The sequence below is a fragment of the Roseateles sp. P5_E11 genome (assembly GCF_054049355.1).
Map to the genome: position 1 here is coordinate 1 of NZ_JBFUMO010000192.1, position 9,894 is coordinate 9,894.

The window sequence follows — 9,894 nt, forward strand, 5'->3', positions numbered from 1 at the left end:
GCGCCGCACTGGCCGCGGCGGGCATGCCGTCCGCCACCGCGACCACGCGCCCTGCCTGCGGCAGAGTCAGGCGGTTATCCACGCCACGCACGCCCTGTGGGGCTCCGGCCAGCACCGTGGCGCGCTCCTTGGCGGCCGCATCGGGGGCCGGGCCTTCCAGACGCACGATGCCGCCTGTCGTCGTCACCTCAATCCGCGGCGCGCTGAGGGCCGGGTCGGCAGCAAGCGCCGTCTTGACCTTGAGACTGATGCCCGTGTCATCGATGGCCGTGCCAACGCCGTCCACGGCGCTGCGCGAGGCCTCGACGGCCGCGTTCTGAGAATCCGTGACCGTTTGACCGATGCGATGGCCGAAGTTGCGCACGCTCGCAATCGCGTCATCGAGCTGGGTGCCCGGGGTGCGGGAGTCTTGCAGGGTGGCAACGGTGATCGCCGTGATAGCGGCGCCCAGGCCCAGTGCGAGGAGCCAGGCGCCAGCGCTAGAGCGCCTGCGAGGTCTCTCGTCGTCGCGCAAGCGGCGTACGGGCGGTGCGACGGCAGGATCGGTGGACTCACCATAAGGCGGCAGACGGGCGCGCCAGTCGTCGGCGTGGGGGCTTGTGACGGGTTTCATGGCGATCTCCTGACGGGCCCGGTGGGCCTCACGCTGCAAGTCTGGCTGGCGGCCATGGCCCCACCCGTCAGCGAGTGCAGTCGCAGGCTGTAGGACCGCGCGCCACTGCATCGGCGCGTGCATGCGGGCTTCCCGTTGTCCGATAGCTGCTACTGCCGCAGGCCGACACCGCCGATGAAGCTCGCCACCCATCATCCGACTCATCAAACCTTGAAGTGCTGCGCCATGAATCTCCGCCTGCTCTTCCCGCTGCTCGGCCTGTCTCTCGTCCAAGGTGTTCATGCCCAGGGTGCGCCAGCCAGTAGCGGTATGGGCGCTGGTATCGGTCTGGCCAGCCAAGCGACGCCGCAATACGCATCGGACCCCGAGCTGAACTGGCGCGACCCGCAATGGCTCAGTCGCCAGCGCGAACGCTCGCGCTGGCGCTATCAGCTGGGGCTCGAACAGCAACTTCGCTCACCCGCGCAGCTCGGGCCGCAAGCCGCCGTGCGCGAGGCCCTGTGGGCTGGCGTCAGCTACAACTTCAACACCAGGTTGAGCGGCGGTGTGGAAACACCGGTCTGGCAGCGTGACAGCGGCTGGGCATCGCGCATGGCTTTCGAACGCCCAAAGGGAGAAGGCTTGACTGGCTTGCGCGGTGCGTTCTCGTACCAGCTGAGTTCACAAAGCCGGCTGACGTTGCGCCCGCAGGCCCGCCGCGTCATGCTTAGCTATTCAGCGACCTGGTGAACGGCAAAGCGGGCGCCTGAGCGCCCACCTGTCATCGACCGTCGGTTGGGTTGACTACGCCATCTGCGGAGATCGCCCGGCAGCCAGATCGGCGCAATAGTTGATCAGTTCGTCGAGCTGGCGGCACTTATCGAACACGCGCTCTGCGCCCAGTGTGGCGCAYCGGCGGCGCATGTCCTCGGTCGCGTAATTGGTCAGCACGATGCGGCGCGCCGCCATGCCCAAACGCTGGGCCGCACGCAGCACGCCCAGACCGTTGCCGGAATTCAGGAAGATATCGACGATGACCACATCGGCCTTCTGGGCGGCCTCTCGGCTCATCCAATGCACGGCCGACTCCTCATCGCCGGCGCTGCCGATGACTTCGACGTTGGCCATTTCCTCGAGCGTGCCCGCCAGGTTCTCGCGGATAACCGGGCTGTTCTCGACGAGAAACGCGCGCAACACGGGCATGGATAACTCCAGTTCAGGCACGCGCCATCCAGTCCTTCAACTCGTCGGCGTGCTCTTCCTCGTCAGCCAGGATGTCCTCCAGCAGGCGCCGGGTCGTGGAATCCTTGTCCCCGACGAGGCCGATCATCTGCCGGTAGCTCTCGACAGCAACCCGCTCGGCGATGAGGTTGGACTTGATCATGGCCTTGAGATCGTTGACGCCGTCGTAGTCCGCGTGGCTGCGCTCAGGCAGGCCCACAGGGTTGAAGTCGGGTTCGCCGCCCAGCTGCACGATGCGCTCGGCCAGCCGGTCGGCATGGCCCAGCTCCGCATCGGCATGGACGAGAAATTCCGCAGCAATGCTGGGCGACTCCAGCCCCGTGGCCATGAAGTGGTGCCGGCGGTAGCGCAGCACGCAGATCAGCTCGGTGGCCAAAGCACCGTTGAGGAGGCCGACGATGTCTTCACGCCACGGCCCGTAGGCCGGCGTGACCGCGCCATCATCGAGATGACCGCGCGCCGCCTCCAGGCCGGCCTCATCCAGTTGCAGAGGCCTTTGCTTGTCAACCATTGCGTGCCACCACGAGCTGGTTGTCCACTGAGCGAACACCGTTCACGGCGGAGGCCAGCGTCGTCGCGCGAGCCTGCGAGCCGGCGTCGGGGGCCGTACCGACCAGCGTGACGCGGCCGTCCTCGGCTCGCACGTCGATCTTGGTGGCCTTGAGCCTGTCATCGGCCATCAGCGCGGCGTTGATCTTGGTGACGATGGTCGCGTCGGTGGCGGCGTCAGCAGCGGCCGCAGTCGCGTCCTTCAGCTTGGTCTCAGCCTTGTCCACGGCTTGGCGGGCATCGGTCTTGGCCTCGTTACCGGCCTGCTTGGCGTCGGCAATCGCGCCGTCGAGCTTCTGGCCGGCAGTGCGTTCGTCGTTCTGCTTGCTGCAGGCGGCCAGGGCGGCGACCAGGGCCAGGGCGGCAATCAGCGGCGTGCGGGGGGTGGGGATGCGGTTCATCATGCGTCCTTTCTTCATCGCTGAAGGTGTTGGGAAAACGATGTGGGCAACTGTGGCGGCTGCGCCTGCGGCGCGGCGGCAGCCACGGCGCCTATCGGGTGTCGGACAACGCCGACGCGTTGCCAGTGGCGCATTTCCTCGCCACGGCGAACGTTCTGTTGAAGGAGGTCGACAAAGGCCGTCAGCAAGGCGGCGCCAAGTGCGGCGCTGAGGGCCAGCACCAGCCAAAGCGGCGGGAGGAGACGGGCCAAGGTATCGGCCAGGGTTTTCATCACTCGCTCCATGGTCTGCGTGACCTGAGCCGACTTTGCAAAAAACCGATGGCTCTGGCTACCGGCCACATTCGTGTGGGCCCGTAGGACAAGCGGCCGGCCTATACCCCTTGTAGGACAGCGCTGATCGCGCACGCCGTTTGCCCTCGCTACGCTTTACTCGTTATCACAACTGATTCGGAGCGCAACATGATTCGCATTGGCATCGTTGACGACCACGCCATCGTGCGGTCCGGCCTGCGTCAGTTCCTCGGCGAAAACGTCGACCTGCGCGTGACAGGCGAGGCCGGCAACGGCCGCGACGCGCTCGAGCTGGCGCGCACCGGCGAGGTCGATGTCTTGTTGATGGACATCTCCATGCCCGGGCAGAGCGGCGTGGATGCCTTGTCGGCCATCAAGACCCGCTTCCCCGAGTTGCCCATCCTCATCCTCAGCGGCTTCCCCGAGACGCACTACGCCACGGCGCTGCTGCGCCAGGGCGCCAGCGGCTATCTGAACAAGGAGTGCGATCCGGAGGAGATCGCCAATGCCATCCGCACCGTCGCGCGCGGCCGGCGCTACATCAGCCCGGCCGTGGCCGAGTTGCTGGCCGACGGCGTCGCCGGGGGCGGCTCCGACCGGCCGCTGCACGAGTCGCTGTCGGAGCGTGAGCTGCAGGTCTTCCTGCGCCTGGCCAAGGGAGAGACGGTGGGCGACATGGCCAAGGCCATGTTCCTCAGCGTCAAGACCRTCAGCACCTACCGCACCCGGGTGCTGGAGAAGATCAAGCTTGAGACCAACAGCGACCTGACCTACTACGCGCTGAAGAACGGCCTGATCCAGTAAGCGCAGCCCGGAAACGACAACGGCCCCTGACGGGGCCGTTTTTGCGAAGCCGGCTTGGCTCAGCGACCGATGTTCATCGGTGCCATCGACATGGAGGCGCGCGATTGGGTTGCAATACGGCGCTCGAGGTCGGCGTGGTCAATGGCGCTGGACAGATAGCGCTCTTCGACGTCGGAGACGGTGTCAACGGTCAGCGCGGTGCGCAGAGATTGCAGCAAGTTTTGGATCAGGCTCATGTTGGTTTGGGCTCGTGGCCCTCTCGTCGATCTAGGGTAAACCCGATTGTAGGGTAAATACTATATCCAACACCCACCACTCAATGCCGGCCGAACATGAATTCATGCCGTTTCGAGGGCATGGCCGGCCTGCGCCCAGGCGTCGATGCCGCCTCGCAGCACACGGGCCTGGTGCCCCCTGGCCTTCAGCCACTGCGCGGCGCGCGCGGCGGACACATCGTTGGGACAGGCGCAGTAAGTGATGAACTCCGCCTCCAACGGCCAGCCTGCCAGGGCCGCATCGCCCAGGGCGCCGAGGTCGAGATGGCGCGCGCCGGGAATGCGGCCGGCCAGCGGCACGCCACGCACGTCGACGAAAACGACATTGCTGCCCTGCTGCATCAACGCCAACACCTCGTCGGGGCCGAGGCGCTCAAGACGGCTCAACTCGCGCCGGACGGCGGCGCGCCGCCACAGCCGCCAGCCGAGATAGGCGGCGACGATCGCTGCGCCGAGGGCCAGGGCGGCGCCGCCCAACTGGCTCAGCTCCCGCAGCACGGCATCGATCTGCGAGTGGAAGACACGGCCGGCCGCCAGGCCCGCGGCCGCCCAGAGCGCCGAGCCGAGCAGGTTCCAGGTCAGGAAGCGCCCCGCTGTCATGCCCAGGGCACCCGCCAGCGGCGGCGCGAGCATGGACAGCCCCGGCACGAACTTGGCGATGAGCAGGGTCAGCACGCCCCGGCGGGCGAAGCTGATCTCGTTCTGGCGCACGCAGCTGTCCGGCGAGATGGAAATGCGGCACAGCGCCGCCAGCACACGCCGCCCCAGGCGCCGGCCAGCCCAGAACCAAAGCACATTGGCCACCATCGCGGCCAGCGTGATCGCGGTGAAGGCGCGCAACGCGAAGCCCTCGCGTGCCGCTGACTCCGCGCCCAGCAGCAGCAACAAGGGCGTGGACGGCAGCGGCGCGCCGAGCTGGTGCAGCAGCACGGCGACGGCCACGGCAAGCAGGCCGTAGCGGGCAAAGAGATCGATCAGCAGTTCCATGGCGTTGCTTGACAGCATAGTGCGCCGTGGCCTGTCCACGCTTCGGCCGGCAATTCGTGATGTAGTTGATTACATTACGCCACCATGCCAACCGACCTCTGGAGCCAGTTCGACGCCGCGCCGCTGGCGCTGACGCTGCGCGTGGCCGTCGTCGCAACGGCGCTGGCCCTGGTACTGGGCGTCGCCCTGGGCTGGGTGTTCGCGCGCACCAGGCTCCCGGGCCGGGGTCTGCTGGAGGCCATCTGCATGCTGCCGCTGGTGCTGCCGCCGACCGTGCTGGGCTACGGCATCCTCGTGCTGATGGGTCGGCGCAGCGTGCTCGGTGGCTGGCTGCGCGAACACTTCGACTACACCATCATCTTCAACTGGCACGGCGCCGTCATCGCCTCGACGCTGGTGGCCCTGCCGCTGGTGCTCAAGGGTGCCAGCAGCGCCTTCGCCCAGGTCGACCGCAACCTTGAAGCCGCCGCGCGCACGCTGCGCCAGTCGGGCTGGAGCACCTTCCTGCGCGTGACGCTGCCGCTGGCCTGGCCCGGCATCCTCGCCGGCACGCTGCTGGCCTTCGCCCGCGCGATGGGCGAGTTCGGCGCCTCGCTGATGGTGGCAGGCTCCATTCCGGGCCAGACCCAGACCGCCTCCATGGCCATCTACGACGCCGTGCAGGCCGGGCGCGACGACCTGGCGCTGATGCTCGCCCTCGTCGTGTCGGCCTTCTCGGTCGCCATCCTCGTGCTGTCCAACCGCTTTCTGCAACGCTCGCCGTCATGAAGCGCCTGCTGCTCCTGTTGACCGCCATTCCCTTGCTGGTCTCGGCTCAGCAACTCACCGTCTCGGCCGCCGCCAGCCTGACCGACGCCTTCAAGGAGATCGCCCCGCGCTTCGAAGCGGTCAAGCCCGGCGCGACGCTGCGCTTCAACTTCGCCGCCTCCGGCGTGCTGCTGCAGCAGATCGCCCAGGGCGCACCGGTGGACGTCTTCGTCAGCGCCGACCAGGAGACGATGAACCGCAGTGCCGACCAACAGCTCATCGCCACCGGCACTCGCCGCGACTTCGCGAGCAACACGCTGGTACTGGTGGCGCCGCCGGACAGCCCCGTCAAGCGCCTGGGTGACCTGACCTTGCCCGCCGTGAAACGCATTGCCGTGGGCAAGGTGGCCTCCGTCCCCGTGGGCCGATACACGCAGCAGGCCCTGGGGGCCGCACAGCTCTGGTCGGCGGTGAGCCCCAAGCTTGTCTTCGCCGACAACGTGCGCCAGGTGCTGGACTACGTCGCTCGCGGCGAGGTGGAGGCCGGTTTCGTCTACCGCACCGACGCCGAGATCGCCAAGGACAAGCTGCGCGTGGTCGCGGCGGTAGGCGGCCACACGCCCATCACCTACCCGGCCGCCGTCGTGGCGGGCAGCCGGCAGGCCGCGTTGGCGCGAGACTTCGTCGCTTTCCTCGGCGGGGCCGAAGCCCAGGGCATCCTGGCCAAGTACGGTTTCGGCAAACCTTGATCGACGTTCGCCTGCAACTCTCAGTCAGCGACGCCCGGCGCCGCTTCGACCTGGACGTCGCCTTTGCCACGGAGGCGCCCTTCGTCGCGCTCTACGGCCCGTCGGGCGCCGGCAAGTCGCTGACGCTACAAGCCATGGCCGGGCTGCTGCCAGTGCGTGCCGGCCACGTGCGCTTGAACGGCCACGCGCTACTGGACACCGCCGCCGGCGTCAACCTGCCCCCCGAGGCGCGCGGCGTGGGCTACCTCTTCCAGCACTACGCCCTGTTCCCCCACCTCAGCGTGCGCGACAACATCGCCTTCGGTCTGACGAACTGGCGCAAGCGGCTGAAGCCCGAGGACGCGGCGCGGGTGGACGAGCTGATCGAATCCTTCGGCCTCACGGCAATGGCGCGCAGCAAACCGGCCACGCTCTCCGGCGGCCAACAGCAACGCGTGGCGCTGGCGCGGGCGCTGGCCTGCAACCCCAAGGTGCTGTTGCTGGACGAACCCTTCGCCGCCCTGCACAGCTCGCTGCGCCGCGAACTGCGCGCTGAGCTGCAGCGCGTGCTGGCGCAATGGGGCATCCCGGCCGTCATGGTCAGCCACGATGCCGACGACGTGCTGACGCTGGCCGACGAGATCGTGCTGGTCGATGGCGGCCAGGTCAGCCAGCGGCTGCGGGCCGACGACCCCGAGCTGCGCGCCCGACTGCTATGAGCACCCCAGACCACCCGCTGCTGCAGGGCGAGTTGCGCCTGGCCGGCCGGCTGGACGGCCGCTTCTTCGACCTGCTGGCCGCATTGGCGCTGACCGGCTCGCTGCAGAAGGCCGCCCGCGCCGCCGGCTACAGCTACAAGGGCGCCTGGCTGGTACTGGATGCGGCCACGGCGCTGACGCACTCACCGCTGGTCGACAAGGCCACGGGTGGCGCCGGTGGCGGCGGCACGCGACTGACTGCCGAAGGCGAGGCCCTGCTCGCCGCCTGGCGCGAGCTGCAAGCCCGTCACACCGCCTTCCTGCACGAACAGGCCGCCTGGCTGGCCACCCAACCGGCGCTCAATGCGCTGCTGAAAAGGATGAGCATGAAGACCACCGCCCGCAACCAGTTCTTCGGCCGCATTTCGGGCGTGAACCCCGGCCCGTCGACGACGACGGTGCGCGTCGCGCTGGACGGCGGCCAGGAAATCACCGCCTCGCTGACGACCGAGGCCGCGCAGGAACTGCAGGTGCAGACGGGCCAGGAGGCGCTGGCCCTCGTGAAGTCCAGCGAGATCGTGTTGGTGACGGATTTCGGCGGCTACAGGCTGTCGGCCCGCAACCAGCTGGCCGGCACGGTGTCGCGCGTGGAGCGCGGCGCGGTGTCGTCGCTGATCGGCGTGACGCTGCCGGGCGGCACGGTGGTCACGGCGAGCGTCACCAATGACGCGGTCGACGGCCTGGCGCTGGCGGTGGGCCAACCGGCAACGGCCGTATTCAAGGCGTATGCAGTGATGCTGGCCGTTCGCGCCTAGAGCCCCAGGTCACTCAGGCTCGGATGCTCATCCGGCCTCCGGCCCAGCGGCCAGAAGAACAGCCGCGCCGATTCGGCGATGGGTAGATCGTTGATGCTGGCAAAGCGCCGCCGCATCAGGCCCTCGGCGGTGAACTCCCAGTTCTCGTTGCCGTAGCTGCGGTACCAGTAGCCCGAGTCGTCGTGCCACTCGTAGGCAAAACGCACAGCGATGCGATGGCCGTCGTGAGCCCACAGCTCCTTGATGAGCCGGTAGTCCAGCTCGCGCGCCCACTTGCGAGTGAGCAAGCCATGCACCTGCTCGCGCCCGACCGGGAACTCGGCGCGGTTGCGCCAGACCGTGTCGTCCGTGTAGACGCCGACGACGCGGTCCGGGTCACGGCTGTTCCAGGCGTCTTCGGCCAGGCGCACTTTCTGCACCGCCGACTCTGGCGTGAAGGGTGGAAGCGGCGGCTTCATGTCAGTAGGTTTTGTAGCCAAGGAACTTGCCGCTCATGACGATGTTGACGCGGTCGCCGGCCGCGTTCGGCTCGCGCTGCAGGTCCATCTTGAAGTCGATGGCGCTCATGATGCCGTCACCGAACTCCTCGTGGATCAGCTCCTTGAAGGTCGTGCCGTAGACGCTGATCAGCTCGTAGAAGCGGTAGATCAGCGGGTCGGTGGGCACGCTGGTCGGCAGGCTCCCCTTGTAGGGCACGACCTTGAGCCACTGCGTCTCACACTCGGTCAGGTCGAAGACCTTGGCCAGCTTGGCCGCCTGCTCTTCGTTGAAGGTCATCTGGCCCAGGCAGCCTGCGGTGACCCACTCCTTGCTGAGGCCGAGCTCAGTGGCCACGTCGGCCCACTTGATGCCTTTGGCAACCTTGGTGGCGATGATCTTTTCGGTGACTTCGAGGCGGCTCATGCGGTGCTCCTGTGAATGGCGGGGTGGGTGTCGAGGGAAAGGATTTCGGCGGTCTGCGCGAGGCCTGGACGCACCTCGGGCGGGTGCTCCGGCGCGCGGCCATGCGACAGCGTGGCGCTGCGCTCGACGAGGAAGTCGACGAGGTCATTGCGGATGCGATAGAACTGCGGGTCGTGGTGCAGCGAGGCGCGTTGGCGGTCACGGCTCATCGTGTTGACGACGATCTCCGCCACGCGCGCCTGCGGGCCGTTGGCCATCAGCAAGATGCGGTCGGCCAGCAGGATGGCTTCGTCCACGTCGTGCGTGATCATGAAGACGGTCTGCCGCGTGGCGGCGCAGATCTTCAGCAACTCGTCCTGGATGGTGCCGCGCGTTAGCGCGTCGAGCGCGCCGAAGGGYTCGTCCAGCAGCAGCAYGCGCGGCTCGATGGCGAAGGCGCGGGCGATGCCCACGCGCTGCTTCATGCCGCCGGACAGCTGGCTGGGCTTCTTGTCCAACGCCGGCGTCAGGCCGACGAGGGCGACGTACTTCTCGACCTGCGCATCGACCTCGGCGCGCTTCCATCCGGGCCACTTGCTGCGTACCGCGAAGGCGATGTTCTGACGCACCGTGAGCCACGGCATCAGCGCATGGCCCTGGAAGACGACACCGCGCTCCAGCCCTGGCGCGTTCACCTCGCGCTTGGCCATGAAGACGTGGCCGTCGCTGGCCTGCTCCAGCCCGGCCAGCACGTTGAGGATGGTCGTCTTGCCGCAGCCGCTGTGGCCGATGATGCAGACGAACTCGCCTTCGGTCAGCGTGAAGTTGACGTGATCGAAAACGGTCGCGTCGCCATAACGCTTGGCCAAGCCCTGCACCTG

At 67.8% G+C, this 9,894-nt stretch carries 16 protein-coding genes; 6 read left to right on the forward strand and 10 right to left on the reverse strand.

Annotation, left to right across the window (positions count from 1 at the left end):
• The coding region (locus tag ACXJKR_RS15550; RefSeq protein ID WP_457323589.1) for a BON domain-containing protein at positions 1–613 on the reverse strand (613 nt) is incomplete at its 3' end.
• A 225-nt stretch (positions 614–838) separates the two neighbouring features.
• Here ACXJKR_RS15550 and ACXJKR_RS15555 point away from each other — a divergent pair.
• Positions 839–1,342 (forward strand): hypothetical protein, encoded by a 504-nt coding sequence (locus ACXJKR_RS15555; RefSeq protein WP_457323590.1) that lies wholly within the window; start codon positions 839–841, stop codon positions 1,340–1,342.
• Positions 1,343–1,396: 54 nt separating this feature from the next.
• On the opposite strand, the gene ACXJKR_RS15560 is transcribed toward ACXJKR_RS15555, so the two are convergent.
• The 4 genes from ACXJKR_RS15560 to ACXJKR_RS15575 are packed head-to-tail and all read right to left on the reverse strand — an operon-like array spanning position 1,397 to position 3,056.
• Positions 1,397–1,795: a response regulator transcription factor gene (locus ACXJKR_RS15560; RefSeq protein ID WP_457323591.1), complete on the reverse strand. Its 399-nt coding sequence runs from the start codon at positions 1,793–1,795 to the stop codon at positions 1,397–1,399.
• A gap of 13 nt (positions 1,796–1,808) precedes the next feature.
• Complete coding sequence (locus tag ACXJKR_RS15565) at positions 1,809–2,345, reverse strand: ferritin-like domain-containing protein (RefSeq protein ID WP_457323592.1); 537 nt, start codon at positions 2,343–2,345, stop codon at positions 1,809–1,811.
• Positions 2,338–2,802 (reverse strand): BON domain-containing protein, encoded by a 465-nt coding sequence (locus tag ACXJKR_RS15570; protein WP_056197552.1) that lies wholly within the window; start codon positions 2,800–2,802, stop codon positions 2,338–2,340. Before ACXJKR_RS15570 ends, ACXJKR_RS15565 begins: the two co-directional genes overlap by 8 nt.
• Entirely contained in the window at positions 2,799–3,056 is a 258-nt protein-coding gene (locus ACXJKR_RS15575; RefSeq protein ID WP_457323593.1) for a hypothetical protein, read from the reverse strand. Before ACXJKR_RS15575 ends, ACXJKR_RS15570 begins: the two co-directional genes overlap by 4 nt.
• 189 nt (positions 3,057–3,245) lie before the next feature.
• Between ACXJKR_RS15575 and ACXJKR_RS15580 the strand changes: the two genes are divergently transcribed.
• A complete protein-coding gene (locus ACXJKR_RS15580) occupies positions 3,246–3,881 on the forward strand; it encodes a response regulator (protein ID WP_457323594.1) in 636 nt (211 codons plus the stop codon).
• A gap of 59 nt (positions 3,882–3,940) precedes the next feature.
• Here the strand turns inward: ACXJKR_RS15580 and ACXJKR_RS15585 are convergent, their stop codons facing one another.
• Together ACXJKR_RS15585 and ACXJKR_RS15590 are read right to left on the reverse strand one after the other, a co-directional pair.
• A complete protein-coding gene (locus ACXJKR_RS15585) occupies positions 3,941–4,117 on the reverse strand; it encodes a hypothetical protein (RefSeq protein ID WP_157281608.1) in 177 nt (58 codons plus the stop codon).
• A gap of 102 nt (positions 4,118–4,219) precedes the next feature.
• Positions 4,220–5,143 (reverse strand): VTT domain-containing protein, encoded by a 924-nt coding sequence (locus ACXJKR_RS15590; protein WP_457323595.1) that lies wholly within the window; start codon positions 5,141–5,143, stop codon positions 4,220–4,222.
• Positions 5,144–5,227: 84 nt separating this feature from the next.
• Between ACXJKR_RS15590 and modB the strand changes: the two genes are divergently transcribed.
• From modB to ACXJKR_RS15610, 4 genes are read left to right on the forward strand one after another with little or no spacing between them, the layout of a single operon-like run.
• On the forward strand, positions 5,228–5,911 hold the full coding sequence (gene modB / locus ACXJKR_RS15595) for a molybdate ABC transporter permease subunit (protein ID WP_457323596.1): 684 nt from the start codon (positions 5,228–5,230) through the stop codon (positions 5,909–5,911).
• Entirely contained in the window at positions 5,908–6,639 is a 732-nt protein-coding gene (modA, locus tag ACXJKR_RS15600) for a molybdate ABC transporter substrate-binding protein (protein WP_457323597.1), read from the forward strand. The genes modB and modA overlap by 4 nt, the downstream gene beginning before the upstream one ends.
• The gene (locus ACXJKR_RS15605; RefSeq protein WP_457323598.1) at positions 6,636–7,337 is read left to right on the forward strand and encodes an ABC transporter ATP-binding protein; all 702 of its coding nucleotides are present in this window, start codon (positions 6,636–6,638) and stop codon (positions 7,335–7,337) included. Before modA ends, ACXJKR_RS15605 begins: the two co-directional genes overlap by 4 nt.
• Positions 7,334–8,131 carry a TOBE domain-containing protein gene (locus tag ACXJKR_RS15610; protein ID WP_457323599.1) on the forward strand — a complete coding sequence of 266 codons (798 nt, stop codon included), beginning with the start codon at positions 7,334–7,336 and terminating at the stop codon, positions 8,129–8,131. Before ACXJKR_RS15605 ends, ACXJKR_RS15610 begins: the two co-directional genes overlap by 4 nt.
• Here the strand turns inward: ACXJKR_RS15610 and ACXJKR_RS15615 are convergent.
• The 3 genes from ACXJKR_RS15615 to ACXJKR_RS15625 form a co-directional block, all read right to left on the reverse strand.
• Positions 8,128–8,589: a nuclear transport factor 2 family protein gene (locus ACXJKR_RS15615; RefSeq protein WP_457323600.1), complete on the reverse strand. Its 462-nt coding sequence runs from the start codon at positions 8,587–8,589 to the stop codon at positions 8,128–8,130. The two genes, ACXJKR_RS15610 and ACXJKR_RS15615, sit on opposite strands and share 4 nt — an antisense overlap.
• Position 8,590: 1 nt before the next feature.
• Positions 8,591–9,034 carry a cyanase gene (gene cynS / locus ACXJKR_RS15620; RefSeq protein ID WP_457323601.1) on the reverse strand — a complete coding sequence of 148 codons (444 nt, stop codon included), beginning with the start codon at positions 9,032–9,034 and terminating at the stop codon, positions 8,591–8,593.
• On the reverse strand, positions 9,031–9,894 hold an 864-nt coding region (locus ACXJKR_RS15625; protein ID WP_457323602.1), incomplete at its 5' end, for an ABC transporter ATP-binding protein. The genes ACXJKR_RS15625 and cynS, both read right to left, overlap by 4 nt.

Excerpts from the sequence above, each read along its gene's own strand:
- ACXJKR_RS15555 (WP_457323590.1), top strand. The coding sequence starts at position 839 with ATGAATCTCCGCCTGCTCTTCCCGCTGCTCGGCCTGTCTCTCGTCCAA.
- ACXJKR_RS15565 (WP_457323592.1), bottom strand. The coding sequence starts at position 2,345 with ATGGTTGACAAGCAAAGGCCTCTGCAACTGGATGAGGCCGGCCTGGAG.
- ACXJKR_RS15570 (WP_056197552.1), bottom strand. The coding sequence starts at position 2,802 with ATGAAGAAAGGACGCATGATGAACCGCATCCCCACCCCCCGCACGCCG.
- ACXJKR_RS15575 (WP_457323593.1), bottom strand. The coding sequence starts at position 3,056 with ATGAAAACCCTGGCCGATACCTTGGCCCGTCTCCTCCCGCCGCTTTGG.
- ACXJKR_RS15585 (WP_157281608.1), bottom strand. The coding sequence starts at position 4,117 with ATGAGCCTGATCCAAAACTTGCTGCAATCTCTGCGCACCGCGCTGACC.
- ACXJKR_RS15590 (WP_457323595.1), bottom strand. The coding sequence starts at position 5,143 with ATGGAACTGCTGATCGATCTCTTTGCCCGCTACGGCCTGCTTGCCGTG.
- modB (WP_457323596.1), top strand. The coding sequence starts at position 5,228 with ATGCCAACCGACCTCTGGAGCCAGTTCGACGCCGCGCCGCTGGCGCTG.
- modA (WP_457323597.1), top strand. The coding sequence starts at position 5,908 with ATGAAGCGCCTGCTGCTCCTGTTGACCGCCATTCCCTTGCTGGTCTCG.
- ACXJKR_RS15610 (WP_457323599.1), top strand. The coding sequence starts at position 7,334 with ATGAGCACCCCAGACCACCCGCTGCTGCAGGGCGAGTTGCGCCTGGCC.
- ACXJKR_RS15615 (WP_457323600.1), bottom strand. The coding sequence starts at position 8,589 with ATGAAGCCGCCGCTTCCACCCTTCACGCCAGAGTCGGCGGTGCAGAAA.
- cynS (WP_457323601.1), bottom strand. The coding sequence starts at position 9,034 with ATGAGCCGCCTCGAAGTCACCGAAAAGATCATCGCCACCAAGGTTGCC.